Here is an 18,557-nt window from a genome sequence, read left to right on the forward strand (position 1 = left end):
AGAGCGAGGGAGCTCGAGGAAGAACGCCGACCTCTGAGCACCTTAAGGTGCGAATGGGAGGCGTCCGAGAGCGACCGAGCTCATCCCCAAATAGGGCTCCTTGCAGCCGGCGATTAACACCGAACGCTAGAGTAACAGATGGTAAACAAGCTAGGGTTGGCGCCTAGCCAACCCTGTTTTGCGAGGCGGTCAGGAGAAGCTTCCGCGCCTCTTCCACCCCCGTGCCTTCCACCGCACTGAAGACAATTAAGGGGGTGTCCTGATCCATCCCTAATTTATTTCTCACGACCTTAGCATGCTGCAGGTACCGGCCGCGGCTGATCTTATCCGCCTTGGTGGCAATCACCGCCGCATCCAGGTCATAAGCCTTGATCCACTCATGCATCTGCACATCATCAGCGGTGGGCTCATGCCGGATATCCACTAACTGCACGATAAAACACAACTGCTCCCGGTGGCGCAGGTAATCTTCGATCATGGCGGCCCAGCGCTGCTTTTCCGCTTGGCTCACCTTGGCAAAACCGTAACCGGGCAAATCCACCAGGTAAAAAGCATCATTGATTAGATAGAAATTCAAGGTCCTGGTTTTGCCCGGCTGGCTGCTGGTGCGAGCCAGGGACTTCCTGCCGGTGACGGCGTTGATGAAGGAGGATTTACCTACATTCGAACGGCCGACCAGGGCAATCTCCGGCAGCTCCCCTTTAGGGTACTGGCTGGGGTTCACGGCAGTGCATTTATAAGCAGCTGAGGTGATCTTCATTGTTCCTCCCGGACCAGCGCCTGTTCCAGCACTTCATCCAAGTGTTCCACCAGGTGAAACTTGAGTTTGCGCCTGATCTCAGCGGGGATTTCTTCCAGGTCCTTTTCGTTTTCCCTGGGCAGGATGATGTGCTGGATACCCACCCGGTGGGCGGCCAGTACTTTTTCCTTCACCCCGCCAATGGCCAGCACCCTGCCGCGTAACGTGATCTCCCCGGTCATGGCTACGTCCTTCCGCACCGGCCGGTTGGTCAGGGCCGAGGCTAAAGCGGTAGCCATGGTAATGCCTGCCGAAGGACCGTCTTTAGGAATAGCTCCTTCCGGTACGTGGATGTGAATATCCATGGTTTCATGGAAATCCTCCGGGATATTGAGCTCCTCGGAACGGGAGCGCAGGTAGCTCAGCCCGGCATAAGCCGATTCCTTCATCACATCGCCCAGTTGACCGGTGAGGGTCACTTTGCCCTTGCCGTTTAATAGGGTGGCTTCCACCGCCAGGACGTCGCCGCCGAATTCCGTCACTGCCAGCCCCGTGGCTACCCCCACTTCGTTATGCTTCTCCGCCTGCCGCTTGCGATAGCGGGGCATGCCCAGGTAGGTATCAAGGTTTTTCGACGTGATCTTTCCGGCAGTGACTTTCTTGGCTACAATATCCCTGGCCGTTTTCCGGCAGACCGTGGCAATCTGTCGTTCCAGGTTCCGCACCCCCGCCTCACGGGTGTATTCCCGGATGATTTTTCTCAAGGCGTTGTCGGAGACGGTAAGCATGTCATCTTTCAAGCCGTGCTCCTGCATCTGCTTCTTCAGCAAATGACGCTTGGCGATTTCCAGCTTTTCCTCTTCCGTATAGCCGGAAATCTGGATGACTTCCATGCGATCCAGCAGGGGGCGCGGGATGGTATGGGTCACGTTAGCCGTGGTGATAAACAGCACTTTGGACAGGTCATAAGGGACTTCCAGGTAGTGATCGCTGAAAGAGTTGTTCTGCTCCGGATCCAGTACTTCCAGCAAGGCCGAGGACGGGTCCCCGCGAAAATCGCTGCCCAGTTTATCGATTTCATCCAGCAGGAAAACCGGGTTGCGGGTGCCGGCATTTTTCAGCCCCTGGATAATCCGGCCGGGCATGGCGCCCACATATGTTCTCCGGTGTCCCCTGATTTCCGCTTCATCCCGCACACCGCCCAGGGACATCCGCACAAACTTCCTCCCCAGGCAGCGGGCAATGGACTTGCCCAGTGAAGTTTTGCCGACACCGGGGGGACCGACAAAACAAAGAATGGGGCCCCGGATTTTCGGTGCCAGCTGCCGGATGGCCAGGTACTCCAGGATGCGGTCCTTGACATCCTGCAGACCGTAATGATCCTCATCCAGGATCTTTTCAGCCGCATGGATATCCAGCCGGTCCCGGGTTTCTTTGGACCAGGGGACGGACAACAGCCAGTCCAGGTAATTCCGGACCACGGTGGCTTCCGCCACCATGGGAGGCATCTTTTCCAAACGCTCCAGTTCTTTTAAGGCTTTTTCCTCCACCGCCTTCGGAAGCTTGGCTTTCTCGATCTTTTCCCTCAGCTCGTCGACTTCCGCAGCTTTTTCGTCCTTTTCGCCCAGTTCTTTCTGAATGGCTTTCAACTGTTCTCTTAAATAGTATTCCTTCTGGGTTTTCTCCATCTGGCGGCGTACCCTGGCACTGATCCGTCTTTCCAGCTCCAGGATTTCCATCTCATTGGTAAGAATCTGCAGCAGCTTTTCCAAGCGCTCTTTGATGTCAATGGCCTCCAGGATCTCCTGCTTGTCCGACAGCTTCAAGATTAAATGGGAGGCAATAACATCGGCCAGCCTGCCCGGCTCTTCGATGGCCACCACCGCCATCACCGTTTCCGGCGGGATCTTCTTGCTGACCTTGACATACTGCTCAAAAAGCTCCCGCAGATTACGCACCAGCGCTTCAATTTCCAGGGTCTTTTCATAGGTCTCACCGGGAATCTCCACTTCCACCCGCATCACCGGGTCGGTTTCCAAAAGGCGCGTAATCCTGGCTCTGGTAAGTCCTTCTACTAAAACCCTGATGGTGCCGCCCGGCAATTTCAGCAGCTGCTTGATCTCGGCCACGGTCCCTATTTGGTAGACATCATCTAAATCAGGTACGTCCACCTGAGCATCTTTCTGCATCACCAGTAGAATTTCCCGGTCGCTGTTCATGGCTTCATCAATGGCGTTGACCGAGCGATCCCTTCCCACATCCAAATGAATGACCATATTCGGAAAAACAAGTAATCCCCTTAAAGGCAAAAGAGGCAGCTCTCGTACTTCGGCGGCGTTCCTTGCCATTTCACCTGCACCTCCTGACTACGCTAACATCCGTTATTGTTCCTATAGTTCACACCCGGTATTCTTATCAAAGGAAGACAAAACCCCGATTGGCAATGCAGTCCGCTTAAATACAAAAAACCGCTGGTAACGGCGTCCATGGTACAGTCTTCCACTCTCTGTAGTACTAGTCTAAAAGAAATCCATCTATTTTGCAAGCCACAACAACAAGAAAGGCCCCGCCGTTTCCGGCCGGGCCGCCGGTTCATCACCGGTGCCCCACCGCCGGAAACCGGCGAGACCCTCGTTTTCACTTATGGCTTACTTGCAAGCTGGCAGAACCCATGGCGCTTAAGAGTTCCGTGCCAACCCGCCGTCCTTCCCCAACGGCGGTCAAGGTTTCCGCCGGCAGGGCACCCTTGATGACCTCTTCCAGCCTTTCCACCGGCACCACCTTTATGTCCGTCATCCTGGTAAACAGATCTTGCCAGTTATCTTTTGGGATAAACACCTTCTTCACTCCCGCCTGCCGGGCCGCTTCCACCTTCGCCACGATGCCGCCGACCGGCTTCACCTCACCGCGGATGGATACCTCACCCGTCATGGCCACCTTGTTATCCACCGGCAGTTCCTTGATAGCGGAATAAATGGCCGTGGCAATGGTTACTCCCGCCGACGGGCCGTCCACGGGCACTCCGCCCGGGAAATTCACATGAATATCATAATCCCTGGGGTCCACATCCAAATTGCGGCGGAGAATGGTCAGCACGTTTTCCACGGATTCCCGGGCCATGCTCTTACGGCGGATCCGCCTGCCGTCACCGGAACCCATCTCCTCTTCTTCCACCACCCCGGTGACCACCACTTTACCCTGGCCCTTGGCCACGGGAATCACCGTGGCTTCCAATTCCATCAGCATGCCCATATTGGGGCCGTAGACGGCCAACCCGTTCACCAATCCCACCTGCGGCTGGGGACGAATTTTCTTTTCCGGGCGGGGAGAATACTGCCCGCTGTGGATGACCCACTCCACATCTTCTTTGGTAATCTGGTGGCGGCCTTCCGTTTGGGCCAGCCCCGCCGCAATTTGGATGATATTCACCGCTTCCCGGCCGTTGGTGGCGTATTTCCCCACCACTTGCACCGCTTCTTCCACAATGTCAAAGTTCACCTTTTTGGCGGCATTCCGGGCGATCACCATGATTTCTTCAGGTAGCAGGGCCCGGAAGAACACTTCCATGCAGCGGGAACGAATGGCCGGGGGAATGTGTTCCGGCAGGCGGGTGGTAGCCGCTACCAGGCGAAAGTCCGCCGGGAGCCCGTTTTGAAAGATGTCGTGGATGTGCTTGGGGATGTTGGTGTCTTCCGAACTGTAATAGGAGCTTTCCAGCAATACTTTCCGGTCTTCCAGCACTTTTAACAGTTTATTTATCTGGATCGGGTGCAGCTCCCCGATTTCGTCAATGAACAGAATACCCCCGTGGGCCTTGGTCACGGCGCCCGGCTTGGGCTGCGGAATCCCGGCCATGCCCATGGCCCCTGCGCCTTGATAGATGGGATCGTGAACGGAACCGATCAGGGGATCGGCAATACCCCTTTCATCAAATCTGGCGGTGGCCCCGTCAACTTCCACAAACTTGGCGTCTTCGCGGAAGGGGGAATCAGGGTTTTTCTTTGCTTCCTCCAATACCAAACGGGCAGCCGCCGTCTTGCCGACCCCGGGGGGCCCGTAGATGATCACGTGCTGGGGATTGGGGCCGCAGAGGGCCGCCTTCAAAGCCTTTAACCCGTCTTCCTGCCCGATGATTTCATCGAAGGAGGTGGGACGGGTTTTCTCATTGAGGGGTTCAGTTAAGCGGATCTGCCGCATTTTTTCGAGCTTTTCCATTTCCTTGCGGGATTCTCTTTCGATGGCGATCCTGTTCCCTTGCTGGCTTTTTAGGAGATTCCAGAAGTACAACCCGATCACGATGGCAAAAAAGACCTGGATAAACCCCAGGATCCCGCCGAGACCGGAAGAGTAATTGATCATCGTACTCCTCCCTTTCCTCATGTTCCTCAGTTACATAGTATCTCCAGCAAGGGTAATTTTATCCGCAAAAGGCGGCCCCGAATTGCGGGGGCCGCCCAGATTTGCCGGCTTAACTACATCTTTTCCAAGCTAGACAGTACCTGCAAGACCTCATCTCCGAGATGAAATAATAGATGGTATCGCCTTAATTGTGGTCTTTGCAATTTCAGTATGTACGACATATTCTTGTACGGCTAAACAAATAAAGCTCCAAACAAGACCCCGCCGGCTCCCTGCTTGGCACCGGACAGGGGCAGGGCGACGGTCACGATATAACGGCCGGAAAGAGAAGATATGTAAACTTGGGAAACAGCATCCTTACCCGCCAAGGCTTCTCTAAACCAGCGGCGGTAAAAAAAGTTTACCCCTTTGGCGGCCTCGTTGGTGGTGGCCAGGACGTTGCCTTTAGGGTCAGCCACCGTTAAGGACTCAAAGCCGGGGAACTTCCCCTGGGCCGCTGCCAGCACGGCAGGCATGCTGTGGGGTCCCGCCTTTATGACTTCACTGCTCAAGTTCCTTAAAAACTGCAGGGCCTGGTCTACGGACCTCTTTTCGTGCTCCAGCAGGTCCCTCGTCCCGCCCAGCTGCTGCACATAGCGATGCATGTCGTTGGCCATGCGGTTCAGCTTTTCCCCGTTTTGATTTACGGTTTCCAAAGCCGCCCGCTGCTCTTCGGTACCGGCGGCTACTTCCTCCACCACGGCCACGTTGGACTGGGCCACCGCCGCTACTCCCTGGGCCATGTTCTGCACATCTTCCGCCGCCGCAGCCTGCATCTGGCTTAATTCCCTGATATGGGTGACGGCACCGGCGATGCGCGTCAACTTTTCGATACTTTCCTCCAGCCGTTCCCTGGCATCCTTGGCTTCTTTAATGTTCACATCGGTATTTCCCATGTTCCGGTGCATGGCCTGTGCTAAGTGAACGATCTCATCCCCAATGACCTGGGCCGTGGTTTTAATCTGCTGCACGGTCTGGGAGGAGGTTTCGGCCAGCACCTTCACTTCCTCAGCTACCACAGCAAAACCCCGGCCGTATTCCCCCGCCCTGGCTGCTTCAATGGCCGCGTTCAACGCCAGCAGGTTTGTTTGCTCGGCAATGTCTTGTACCACATCCACAATTTCGCCAATCTTATTGGCCTCTTTCTCCAGCTTCCCGAATTTGCGAATAGATTCTTGCAAAAGGTAGGAGGTTTCCTCGATGCTGCTTACCAGCTGGGTCATCAACTGCTTCAAGCCGGTGAAATCCTTTTTCAAATCCTCCAAATATGCATGGGATGCATCAACTTGGGCATTAACATTGGCCGCAGAGGTATGGACTTCCTCCGCATTGGCCAGCATCTCTTGCACCGAAGCCGATTGCTGCTCCGCGCCGGAGGCAATCCCGGTCATGGCATCGGAGATTTCCTTGGCTGAAGCCGTCAGTTCAGCGGTATGGAGGGCCAATTCCTCCGCAGCCAGGAAGACCTGCTCCGACACGGTATAAAACTTGCCGATAGATCCCCTGACATGCTGCACCGCTTGTTCGAGGGCTTGGGAAAGGACCCCGAATTCCGCAACCATACCGGTTTTACTCTGGTAGTCCAGTTTTCCTAATGCCACCGATTTTAACTGGGACATCATATCTGCCAGGGGCCTTAAGGATATGGAGTAAATTAAATAGGAAAGAATCATCACCGCCAGCTGCAGACCAATTAACAGGATCATGCTGCCGGCCCCTAAACCGCCTTGCCGGGACAAATAGAAAACCGCCCCGGCACCGGCGCCAAACTGCAGTAACAGTAAAGCCAAGACCATCGTTTTTAACGATAGTTTTTTCACCAAACCAGCTCTCCCCTTTTGGCCACACTTGACAGCATGTCTAAAGGGAAGTGCCCCTTCCCTTTAGACTGCGTCAAACTGGCCTGCTTCGATTTTTCTAATCCTGGGCAAACCGATCAGGTTGTTGAATTCCTCAAACGGGATCATTTGATCCATCATTCCTTTAGTAGTTCCATCCCGCATCAACTCTTCCATCAACTTTTTCACCGCGGCCGCCGTCACATAAACCGATGCCGTCGGAAAGATCACTAGACTGAAGCCCATTTTTTCCAACTCGTCCGTGGTCAAAAGCGGTGTCCGCCCGCCTTCCACCATATTGGCCAACACCGGCACCTTGAAACTGGACGCAATGTATGCCAGTTCTTCCCTGGTCTCCGGCGACTCGATGAAAATGACATCTGCACCGGCTTCCTCGTACATTTTCCCGCGCTCCACCGCTGCCTCGATCCCATGGATGGTCCTGGCATCGGTGCGAGCGATAATCACCAGATCCTTATCCCGCCTGGCCGCCACGGCCGCTTTAATCTTGAGGACCATTTCTTCCGCCGGGATCACCTGCCGGCCGGTCATATGGCCGCATTTCTTGGGCGACAGCTGGTCCTCCAACTGGATGGCGGCAGCGCCGGCCTTTTCGTATTCTTGCACCGTCCGGATCACGTTGACCGCATTGCCAAAACCGGTATCGGCATCGCAAATCACCGGGATGCTGACGGCACCGGCAATATTGTTGACCCTGGTCAGCATTTCCGTCATGGTTAAAAGCCCCACATCCGGCTGTCCCAGGTGACTGGCCGCCTGGCCGTACCCGGTCATATATACGGCATCAAAACCTACATATTCTATAATCCTGGCTGCCAGCGCATCATGGGCCCCTGGAGCGACTAGAATTTTGCTGTCTTCCAACAATTGCCTTAACCTTTTGCGTACACTCATGGTGCGACATCTCCTCTCCTGCTGAAAATGGTTTTCGCCAAGGATAATGCTTCGTCAGGATACACTCCGGCCAAGATACCGGTGGCGTACATGAGATAATTCTTATCGATGACGATTTCCGGTGCTGTGGGAATGAGCGAAAACCCCGGTTTCTCCAGCGCCTTGCGGATGATCCTCTCCGCCCGTTCCGGCTCGGAATGGGTAAAGATGCCTCCGACGGCGATCACTTTCTTCACTTTGCGCAGGTCCCTACCTACCGGCGTACCGGGAACAATGCCCATGACCGGGTCGTGTTCCTGGGAAATAAAGCCGGCATGGCGTTTCAAGGCCACCTCTACGGCAGCAATGGCTAAAGCCTCGTCAAATAAAACTTCTTCTTCCCGGCAAGCAACGTGATCGGGGTTAACTTCTAAGTAATTGGTATAGGCCAGGAGTTTTTCTTCATAATGCTCGCCGGTAAGACCAACCTTTTCCAACAGGCGCTTCACGCCCACGGTCTCGACAATTCCTTTCGCGCTGACGCGCAGGCCTAGATTGCCTTCCACCGTCCGGTAGGAAGTCTGCTTTTCGTTATGAACCACCAAGCCCTTTTCCTCATCGGGCACAGCCGCCAGAGAAGGCAGGATGGAATGGACATCCGTCGTGGCCCCGCCTACATCGACCACTACCAGATCCCCTGTGCCCTCCAGGTTAGGGGTACCGAGGGCCAAGAGCTCCGCACCCAACAGCACTGCACCGGGCGTCGGGGTAACCCGGCCGTCGGAAACCACCTCCAGCAGTTTGTGCAATCCTTGGGCTTTGGTGATTTGCCTGATGAACTGTTCATGGATGGCCTGCCTGGCCGGCTTCACCCGCAACTCATGGATGGTGGGCATCACATTGGGTACCCGGATGCAGTGCACATTGTGACTCTTCAGCACCGCTTCCACTTTGGGCTGGGCGGCAATGTTGCCGGCGATAATGACCACGGCCTTGACCCGGCTGGCGGTAATAACCCCGGCATTTTCCAGCAGGGACTCCTCGTCGCCGCCGTCGGTGCCGCCGGCCAGCAGGATAATATCCGGGTTAATCTCCCGCAACACCTGCACCTTGTATTCATCAGGATCCTCGTGGGAGACAATCTCCAGCACCCGGGCCCCGGCATTCATAGCCACTTCTTTGGCGGCTTTCGCCGTCACCCTGGGCATGTAACCCATGGCCACCATCCTCAGCCCTCCGGCGGCGCTGCTGGAGGCATAAGTCTCCTGGGGAACCTCCCCGGCGCCGACGGGCATCAGGTTGTATCTCGCGTTGCTTAAACCCTCGGTGATGTTTTTCACCGTGGTCGGTGCCTGGGACCGGCCCAGGAAGGCCAGCCCTTCTCCCCTTTTCTCGAACAAGGCGAGCTTGGTGTAGGTACTTCCTACATCATAGACGTAGATATAGCGCTTTTCCTGAACACTGGTCATAGGCAAACTCCTCTACCTTCAAGGCATCCTAAATTTTATTCAGCGGCACGTACACGTAACCGTCCATAATCCGCCTGGCCGTCCGCCCAAAAGCGGCCCTCTTCAAGACCACTTGCCCATCCCGGGTTTCCGTCTCTACTTCAATTTCCAAAACCCCGGCCGGGTGGCCGATCCGCACCCGGGCGTCCTGGGAGGCACAGGCTTCATGCACAATGGTGCCCGGAATTTTGGCTGCCGCACCGGTGCAGGTAGTGCCGGTACCGGCATAGGTTTTGTGCATCACCTGCATGAACATTAACCGGGACACCAGGTCCACGTCCCCCGCGGCAATTTCCTTACCGGTGGTAAATGACTTGTAGGACTGGGGCGGGGAGACAAAGGCCAGCATCGGGAAAGCCGGAGATTTCAAGGTGGCTTCTTCTTCCGTGGCGGCCATGCCGATCAGCACCGCCGTTTTCGCCCGGATGGTTTCGAGAATCTGTCTCATCTTCGCATCCCCGTCGATTTCCGCCGGTGTTTCCGTACCTTTCAAGCCCAAATCCGAGGCCCGCACGAAGACCATGGGATTGGCCACATCCACCACCGAGATTTCGATTTCCCCTACTCCTTCCACGTACATCACATCTTTTACATTACCTGTCGGCAGCATCTTCCCGGTGGCGGCTCCCACCGTACCGGCGAAATCCATCATGATCTTGGCCCCGGTCCCGGGCACCCCGGCAATGGCGTAGTCCCCCATCACTTGGGCCTTACCGTCTTTCACCGGCACCTCCGCCACCAGGATTTTGCCCGTGTTGGTGTTATAAATGCGGACTTTGGTCACCGGCTCCACCGCTCTTACCAGTCCTTCATCGATGGCAAAGGGTCCGACTCCGGAAGAAATGTTGCCGCAGTTGCCGGAGTAGTCCACCAGCGCTTTATCGATGCTGATTTGTCCGAAAGTGTAGTCTACATCTGCATCGGGGCGGCTGGAGGGGCCCACGATGGCCAGCTTGCTGGTGAGGGGATCGGCCCCTCCCAAACCGTCGATTTGCCGGACGTCGGGACTGCCGAAAATACTCAGGATCAGCTTGTCTCTTTTCTCTTGGTCTTTCGGCAGGTCATTTTCGTGCAGGAAAATGCCCTTGCTGGTACCCCCGCGCATAATCGTGCAGCGTATCATGATCTGCTCCATTTAGTTCAGCTCCTCCAGTTTCTTCTCTACCCATTTCACCACATCGTCAGGATCGGTACCCGGCCCGAAAAAGGCATCGACACCTAAGAAACCGGCACCTTCGGTCTTGATTTTCTCTTCAAACATGGCGTGCTCTTCTTCTTTCTCCGCAATCCGCCCGCCGGCGATCACCAGGGTTTGTTCTTCCAGCCCCAGGGCTTTGAGCCGCTGCCTCACCCGCGGGAACAGCTCCAAGCCCAGGCCCAAGAGGTTGCTGACGCCCACAATCCTGGCTTTGGCTTCGGCGGCCACTTCCGCCACGGTTTCCGGGATATTCATGCCCCTTAAGAAGACCACTTCAAAACCTGCTTTTTCAAAGGCTTCCTTGATCATGTTGATGCCCACCACATGAGCGTCGGCCCCCACCGTGGCCAGCACGATCTTGGCCTCTTTGGTGACCTTCGGTCCCTCCGGCACCGGAACCTGAGCCTTGGTAAAGGCTAGTTTCGCCGGGTCCACCTTGGCGGGACCGTAGCCGGGAATATATCTCCTGATACCGTCCTGATCCCGGTGGGTTTTCACACCTCTCTTCAGGTCCCAGCCGCCTGCCCTTGGCGCGTCCAACACGCCCCCTTTACCGGCGGCTACGATCAATTCAACCAACTCTTCCGGCTCGTACTTCATCCAGAAATCCGGCGTGATGTCAGCCGGGGTGAGTTCCTCCTGCCGGTGCAGGGCTGCCCCCAGTACCGCCATGGCTTCGGCGATGATTTCTTCTTTCCGCTGCTGGATCTTTGGATCGTTGATTTCTATCCCTGCCACCCTCTCAAAAACGTCTTGAGTGGCCATGATGGCTTTCGCCATGGAATTGCCCGTCGGTATCCCAACAGACTCGGCTGCTTTTGGACGGTAGAAATCAGCCCCGCCCAGTTTAGCGCTGATGGCCATGCGGGCAAAGTGGGCCTGCTCTGCGATCAAATCCGGCGGCGGATCCTGGAAGGTCTCCGGCACCACAATGAGATGCTCGCTCCACATGCATTGTCTAAAGGCCTGCATGACGGCCAGGTCGGCCAACAAGTTGATGCCGCCCACGTTCATCTGGAGGCTGGCCAGTTCCCTGGGCAGGCCCGCCAGTACCGCCAAACCTTCGGCCAAGAGGCACATGGCCAGGGCCATGCCGTCGGTGCCTTCGATATTGTTCAAGTGTTTATGGGAATCTATCTGAACAAAAATGTTATTCTCGCCGCAAATTTGTAAAGCTTTAAAGCCGTTCAGGACTTTGGTCTTGTAATCGTGGATGCCCCGCCCGCCGAAATGCACGTGAATCACCGGTCCGATATCCGTCCCGTCAAAACCGGCCAAGAAAGCATTGAGAATGGACAGGTGCGGCGTATCCCCGGTGGCGTTGATCCGGATAGGATGCACCGCTCCGCCGCCTAAAGCCACAAACTCCCTTTCGCCCCTGGGCGTAATGCCTCCCTTGCCCCGGGATTGGATAATCAGCTCCTCCCCATCCAGGGGGTCAATATGGCGGGTGGCTTCCGCGTGCACGAAGTGAAACATGGTAATCCCCAGTTTCTCCGCCATCTCGTACATGGCTTGGGATTCCCGGTAGGTTTCCTCAGCGGTATTCCGCCCCAAAATCGGGTTCATCACCGGGATCCCGGTCTCCCTGGCTTTCCGTCCCAGCTGGGCGATCCGGTGACCCCCTCTTTCCACCCCGTGCACAACTCTCGGATAGGGGGCCGGCAAGCCTTTGACGGAACCGTCTTTACTTACCACCGGCATCTCCACGCCGAACACCCTGGCGTAGGCCTGCACCCGGTCGTAATCCTCTATAATGATTTGCATTGTTTTTTCCTGCATTACGGTAACACCTCCTCAGACGCTATGCCCAGCTGTTTCCTGATCCTATTAATCAAGCCGCCTGCGGCCAGAGTTTCCATCACGTTTTGTGACAACGGCTGGGCCTGTACCACCATGCCGGTATGAGGAAGAAGGATTTGTCCTTTTTTCAGGTCCGCCTCGATGACGTCACCTTGTGTAACATAGGGCAGGAGATCCGCCACCAGCACCGGCAGCCCGATATTGACCGCATTCCGCCGGAAAATCCTGGCAAAGGAAGCAGCGATGACCAAGGATACGCCTGCTTCTTTTAAAGCCACCGGCGCCTGCTCCCGGCTGGAACCGCAGCCGAAATTCCTCCCGGCGACAATGATGTCCCCCGGCTGCACCCGGGCCGCAAAATCAGGCTGGGCGCTGCCGGCCAGGGCGTACTCCCGCAGCTTGTGCCGGGGCGCCGCCATGGCATAACCGGGTAAAATCTGGTCGGTATCGATGTCATGGTCAAAGACCCATATTTTCCCTTTGATTTTCCAAGCAAAACTCATTGCCCATTACCCCCTACCGGCTCAATCGTCCCCGGGACCACAATATGCCCGGCTACCGCACTTTCCGCCGCCGTCCTGGGAGAGGCCAGGTAGACTTGGGCCTTCTTATGCCCCATCCGGCCGGGGAAATTGCGGTTGGTGGTGGAAACGACCACATCATCTTCCGCCGCCAGCCCCATATGAGCCCCGAAACAAGGACCGCAGCCCGGGTTGGTAACAATGACACCGGCCCGGCGGAATAATGCCGTTAAACCTTCCTTTTCCATCTCGGACAGCACTTGCTCCGAGGCAGGTACCACCAGCATGGTCACACCGGGATGCACCTGCCGGTCTTGCAATACTGCCGCCGCCACCCGCATGTCACTCAAGCGCCCGTTGGTGCAGCTGCCGATGACCACTTGGGTGATTTTCGTCCCAGCCACTTCCGCCACCGGCTTCACATTGCCGGGGGAATGGGGACAGGCCACGCTGGGCGATAAAGTTGACAGATCGATGACATAGGTCTCTTTCACGGTGCCAATGTCATCCTCTGCCGCAAACAAGCTGATCATGGCCCCCATCTCGATGCCCATGTTGGAAATGGTCATCTTATCATCCAGGGACATGTTTCTCACCGCGGCCCCGGTGTAAACCACGGCTTTATCAGTGAAACCGTCGGTACCGAAACGGCCGATCAGGTGCAAGATCACGTCTTTGGCATAGACACCGGGCGGCAGTTCTCCTGTCAAGCGGATCTCATAGGTCTCCGGCACTTCCAGATCCAGCTTTCCTGTAGCCATCGCCGCCGCCAATTCCGTCGCCCCGACGGCAATGGCCACCGCCCCGTAAGCGCCGGCGGTGCAGGTATGGGAGTCGGCCCCCACCACGATACGGCCCGGCGCCACCCGGTGTTTTTCCGCCACCACTTGGTGGATAACTCCCTGGGCCCGGTCATAGAGGATGACGCCAAAATCCTGCTGGAATCTTTTCACGCTGTTGTGTAGGGTTTTTGCTTCCACCGTGGCCGCAGGGATGATATGGTCAAAGACAAAAACCACTTTCTGCGGGTCGAAGACCCGGTCCACGCCTATTTTCTTAAATTCTTCAATGGCCATGGGACCGGTCACGTCATGGGCCACCACCAGTTCCACATTGACCGTAATGTCCTCACCGGGAGCCACTTCCCTCAAACCGGCGGCTGCCGCCAAGTATTTTTCAATGATATTCATGAGTCCCTTCACCTCTACTCCTCAATCCGTCACCACGATGCCAAGCTCTTGCGCCGCTTTTAAAGCTTCATCTTTGGAGGGCATGGCATCCCGGATGGCAATGCGCCCGCCGCCCCGGTTCAGGCTCTCCACCATGGAACTCCGCTCTGTGGCCATGACCGTAATCCTCTGCAGCTGCGGCTCATCCACTTCCTTGACCTCAACCTCGATACCCGCCGCTTTCACTTTATCCATGACCTGATGATACATCTGCCCGTCGCCAGTGTGGGCCCCGAAACAGGCTCCCATCAAAATACCGGGCAGGTTGATGCCCCGGCGGGCGAAAAGCTCCGGGTACAACTCGACCACCACTTTGGTCACGGTGCCCCTGGCCAGGTAGTGAGCTACCCGGGCAGCGTTCGTCGGCGAACCCACCGCCTGGCTGCTGCCCCCCACCACCGCTGGGCCGAAGGGTTTGACGATGGGATTGGCCTTGCCGGCCAGCTCCCGCATTTTCTCCCGGGCCCCTTGCACCGTTTCTTCCGCCAAGGCTTTCTCCTTGCTCTTGATCTCCGGGCTGATATAGGCTTCCACGGCGGCGTTGGTTTTGAAAAAGGCTCGCATGTACCGGTTGACCACGGGAACCACGTGCTTGGCAGACACGGTATGGATTTCCGCAGCCATGGCGATCATGACATCCGCCGGCACCAGGACGGGAATACCGGTATGCACCGCTAACCCGGCGGCCAAATTGCCCATCAAAAGGGCACCGCAGATATGGGTGGCACACAATCCCGCCACCATCACCCGCGGCGTGCAGGGGTTAGCGATGGTGGGTGACACGGCGAGTGTAATCGCCCTTTCCACGGCGGCGGCACTGCCGTCCTTCAGCTCCACGAAGGCCGCAGCCGTAGCCGCCGCTCCGGCCCCAAAGCCTTCCATGTTGCAGCCGGTGGAAACTTTACCTTCCCGGAAAATGGTACCTACTTTCAGCATGGCGGCCGCCGCCTGGAGGGCTTTTTCCTTCGGGTAGCACTCCAGCATGGCTCTGAACAGGCCGGTATAAGGGCAGGAATCCCCCGTCCCGGCACAGGGCTCCAGTCCAACGGAATGGTTGCCGATTTGGGCCGCCACAGTGTAAACTAAGGCTTTATTCAGAAAGTCGTCTCCCACAATTTTCTTGGCAAAATCGTTCTCGGCCAGCTCCCTGGCGGTTTCCCCCATGAGGAAACTCTTGCCGGAGGTGAGCCCGATCTCAATGGCGGACAGGTTATGCTGGAAAGCCCCTTCCACTTGAGCCAGCACTTCTTCCCGGGACAAATCTTCTTCGTACATCGCTTCCGCGATCACCACCTCACTGAAAGACAGCCCCAGCTGTTCCGCCAGTTCCACGGTTTCACTGATGGTCAGTGCGCCCAGTTTATAAGCTTTTTCTTCAGCCAACCGGATCACTTGATCCAAGTTACTCTCCCTGGTCAACTTGTCCACTCCTTACCTCCACTCCCACTAGTTTTTCCCACAACTGTATCACCGCCGAGATGTCTTTCCGGCCCAGGCCGGCTGCCCTGGCGGTTTCATAAACCTGCTGCGCGCCGTTGGTCAGGTACAGGGGTACCTGCAGTTCCTTGCCCGTCTGCACGGCCAGCTCCAGGTCCTTATACTGCAGGTCAACGGCAAAACCGGGCTCAAAATTACCCTTAAGCACGAAGTTGGGTACCTTGGCTTGCAGCGCATAGCTGCTGCCGGAGCTCACGGAAATGATGTCATACAGGACCTCCGGTTTCAGGCCGCATTTCACCCCCAGCACCAGGGCCTCGGCCACCGCGGCCATGTTGATGCCCAACAACAGGTTGTTCACGATTTTGACGGCGTCGCCGCTTCCTACGGGCCCCACATGGTAGATTTTCTGTCCCAGCACTTCAAAGATGGCTCTCACTCGGGCCACCGTTTCCTCCGGCCCCCCAACCATGATGGTCAGAGTGCCTTTTGCGGCCCCCGCCACCCCGCCGCTGACCGGGGCGTCCAAGTAAGCCAAACCCAGCTTCTCCGCTTTAGCGGCCATGGCCCTGGTATCCCCCGGCGCCACACTGCTCATATCGATAATGATCGTGCCCGGTTCTGCTCCGGCAAAAACACCTCCGGGACCTTCCATGGTAGCCGCTACAATCTTGGCATTGGGCAGCATGGTAATCACCACGTCTTTACCCCTTGCCGCCTCGGCAGGTGATGCTGCCGCAGCAGCCCCAAGGGCCACCAGCTCGGATACGGCTTCTTGATTGATATCATAAACCGCCAGTTCGTAACCTGCGTTCAAAAGGTTGGTGGCCATGGGTTTGCCCATGGCTCCAACCCCGATAAAACCGATTTTCATCCTGCTTTCCCCCTGATAACCCTTTATCTTAAGCCGTCTTCTCCTTTTACTTCGTGTAACTGCAGCCCGCCAATCCGCGGTAAGGGCCTGCCGGAATCAGTCACCACCACGATCAAAACAATTTCATCGGCCCTGGGGGCATCCGGCACGCGGACTTCCATGGCGTCGTAATGGGAACGCACATAGCAGGCGTTTTTAAAGTGAAGAGGCACATCAATAGCGCAACCGGGATACCCTAATTTCTTCGCCGAGGGAATGATGGCTTTACCGCCACCCACATTTTCCCGCATGGGTTTGCCGAGGGCCGGGTGAAGCACGGCGGCACAATGTTCCAATTCTCCTTGTTCTCCCACCATGGCCGCTTTTCCGTAGCTGTGCACCTCTTCCGGCTTAATGCCTAAAGCGTCCACGGCCTTTTTGGTTAGAATGGCGCCAAGCTCTTCGCTCCACTTGTAGAGCAAGCTCAAGTCTTCTTGATAACGGCCCGCAAAGGGGTTCTTGAAAACAGCGACGGCCGCTGCCTTGCGTGTGGGTTGTACCAGCTTGGTAACCCCGTCACCATGGGTTTCTTCTACCACGGTATATATTTTTCTAATGGTTAAAGTCTCGTTGCTCATTGATCATGGCACCTCCACTTTTTACTTTGCCTGGTGCACAGGCATGATTTTATTTTTCCACCCTGCCGGTTCTACAGCCGTCAAGCCGCCGGTGCACACCACGGCAGCTACCAGCAGCTTCCGGCTGACAAATTCCCCGGCCATGGCTATCCCTTGCTGCAATGCTTTTTCATAGGTCTTTTCGTCCACACCCTCCACGGAAACGGTGACCAGCTGGCCGGGGATATCCGTCTGGGGATCCAGCTCTTCCGCCGGCACTTGTTTGATCCCGGGATGGGGATAAAAGGTGCTGTTCCCCAAGACCGTGGCACAGGCATCCGCGGTGCTGGCATCCGCAGCCAAGGCCACGACCGCCGAAGCTATGCCCCTGGTCAAACCCCGCCCGCCGAGCCCGCTGGTAGCTATCCCACCAATGCCGCTTTGACTGTCCAACTCCAAGACATAATCAGAAGCGTAGACATCAATAGACGAGGTTAATCCCACCCGCACAGTGCTGTCATCTTTGATCCGGATGGCGAGATCGCCGCCGTTGTTAATGATGACCCTGGTGGCTCCTTGCCGCACCAGGTAATCCGCCACTTCGTCGGCAAAGGCCCCGGCCACGGCCGCCATGGAGGTGAGGCCTGGTTCCCGGCAGTTCCCGGCGGCGCGGATCATTCGCTGCAGGATCAACGGGAGGCCTTCTACCTGCTGGATCTGCACCGCCGGGATCCGGGCCAGCTTCAAGTGCCGGGAAAGCTGCTCCAGGAGTTCACCGGCGTAAGCCGCCGCCGCAATGATCTCCTCTTCCAGCGGCTCATGGTATTTATAGGCTTGAATGGTCATCTGGATGGGGCCGTAGTCCAGGTAATACTTCCCCGGTTTCAGAAATTGCAGCACCCTATTCACCTTTTTTCACAGTCGATACGTGTACGATCTTGTCCACGTGTCCGCCAATTTCTGCATACTTGTCTTTCCGCATGGTATATTCGATGGGAGCCACGGTAGCCGGCGTGGGTACCCAGGTAAAGGCTTTGGGCACCACTTTCTCCACGTCAACCATGAAGTTGATCCCGCCACCCGGCAATACAAATGCCGGGGCGCCGCCTACGGTTAATACTGCTTCGTTATTGTGCACGGCTTCCGACAGTTTCACGGGGTAGTTGGTGACCCCCGCCCTGGCACTGCCGCCGGTACCGCCCACATAGAGAGCCGAGACCCGGGCTTCTTCGCAGTTGGCGGCAATCAGGTCCACCACCGCCTGCACTTCCGGCGTCATGGGGATCTCCTCCACTTCTCCCCGTTCATTGACGGTAAAGAGAGCCGCTTTCTGCCCGGTGGTTTCCGTGACCAGGATCTTGATACCGGGTTTGGCCACGGACATGTCCACTTCCTTAATGGCATCTCTCGGGTTTTCGATATGAGTACCGCCCCAACCGTCGCCGTGTTCACCGAAATAACGGCCCCGGGTGCTCTTCCTGGCGTTGGGGATGACCCCGCTCCAGGTCATGCCCACTTCCGC

General features: G+C 56.6%; 15 protein-coding genes. All 15 read right to left on the bottom strand.

Annotated elements, in window-relative coordinates; all coding sequences use genetic code 11:
- Positions 1–163: 163 nt before the first annotated feature.
- Positions 164–760: a YihA family ribosome biogenesis GTP-binding protein gene (locus GXX34_08340; GenBank protein HHW07515.1), complete on the bottom strand. Its 597-nt coding sequence runs from the start codon at positions 758–760 to the stop codon at positions 164–166.
- Positions 757–3,087, bottom strand: a complete 2,331-nt coding sequence (gene lon, locus GXX34_08345; GenBank protein HHW07516.1) for an endopeptidase La — start codon at positions 3,085–3,087, stop codon at positions 757–759. Before lon ends, GXX34_08340 begins: the two co-directional genes overlap by 4 nt.
- A 289-nt stretch (positions 3,088–3,376) precedes the next feature.
- A complete protein-coding gene (lonB, locus tag GXX34_08350) occupies positions 3,377–5,098 on the bottom strand; it encodes an ATP-dependent protease LonB (protein HHW07517.1) in 1,722 nt (573 codons plus the stop codon).
- A 233-nt stretch (positions 5,099–5,331) separates the two neighbouring features.
- On the bottom strand, positions 5,332–6,960 hold the full coding sequence (locus GXX34_08355) for a hypothetical protein (GenBank protein HHW07518.1): 1,629 nt from the start codon (positions 6,958–6,960) through the stop codon (positions 5,332–5,334).
- A 60-nt stretch (positions 6,961–7,020) separates the two neighbouring features.
- Positions 7,021–7,890 (bottom strand): carboxyvinyl-carboxyphosphonate phosphorylmutase, encoded by an 870-nt coding sequence (locus GXX34_08360; protein HHW07519.1) that lies wholly within the window; start codon positions 7,888–7,890, stop codon positions 7,021–7,023.
- The gene (locus GXX34_08365; protein HHW07520.1) at positions 7,887–9,338 is read right to left on the bottom strand and encodes a glutamate mutase; all 1,452 of its coding nucleotides are present in this window, start codon (positions 9,336–9,338) and stop codon (positions 7,887–7,889) included. Before GXX34_08365 ends, GXX34_08360 begins: the two co-directional genes overlap by 4 nt.
- A 28-nt stretch (positions 9,339–9,366) precedes the next feature.
- Entirely contained in the window at positions 9,367–10,512 is a 1,146-nt protein-coding gene (locus GXX34_08370) for a 3-methylitaconate isomerase (GenBank protein ID HHW07521.1), read from the bottom strand.
- Entirely contained in the window at positions 10,513–12,357 is a 1,845-nt protein-coding gene (locus tag GXX34_08375) for a 2-methyleneglutarate mutase (GenBank protein ID HHW07522.1), read from the bottom strand.
- Positions 12,357–12,881: a 3-isopropylmalate dehydratase gene (locus GXX34_08380; protein ID HHW07523.1), complete on the bottom strand. Its 525-nt coding sequence runs from the start codon at positions 12,879–12,881 to the stop codon at positions 12,357–12,359. Before GXX34_08380 ends, GXX34_08375 begins: the two co-directional genes overlap by 1 nt.
- Complete coding sequence (locus GXX34_08385) at positions 12,878–14,089, bottom strand: 3-isopropylmalate dehydratase/homoaconitate hydratase family large subunit (protein HHW07524.1); 1,212 nt, start codon at positions 14,087–14,089, stop codon at positions 12,878–12,880. The genes GXX34_08380 and GXX34_08385 overlap by 4 nt, the downstream gene beginning before the upstream one ends.
- Positions 14,090–14,110: 21 nt before the next feature.
- Positions 14,111–15,520 carry a serine dehydratase gene (locus GXX34_08390; protein ID HHW07525.1) on the bottom strand — a complete coding sequence of 470 codons (1,410 nt, stop codon included), beginning with the start codon at positions 15,518–15,520 and terminating at the stop codon, positions 14,111–14,113.
- Positions 15,521–15,530: 10 nt separating this feature from the next.
- Positions 15,531–16,439, bottom strand: coding sequence for an NAD(P)-dependent oxidoreductase (locus GXX34_08395; protein HHW07526.1), 909 nt, complete (start codon positions 16,437–16,439; stop codon positions 15,531–15,533).
- Positions 16,440–16,462: 23 nt separating this feature from the next.
- A complete protein-coding gene (locus GXX34_08400; protein HHW07527.1) occupies positions 16,463–17,056 on the bottom strand; it encodes an amino acid synthesis family protein in 594 nt (197 codons plus the stop codon).
- 21 nt (positions 17,057–17,077) lie between these two features.
- Entirely contained in the window at positions 17,078–17,935 is an 858-nt protein-coding gene (locus GXX34_08405; GenBank protein ID HHW07528.1) for a UPF0280 family protein, read from the bottom strand.
- A gap of 1 nt (position 17,936) precedes the next feature.
- On the bottom strand, positions 17,937–18,557 hold a 621-nt coding region (locus GXX34_08410), incomplete at its 5' end, for a 6-hydroxynicotinate reductase (protein HHW07529.1).

This window comes from Clostridia bacterium (assembly GCA_012840125.1).
Taxonomy (GTDB): domain Bacteria; phylum Bacillota; class DULZ01; order DULZ01; family DULZ01; genus DULZ01.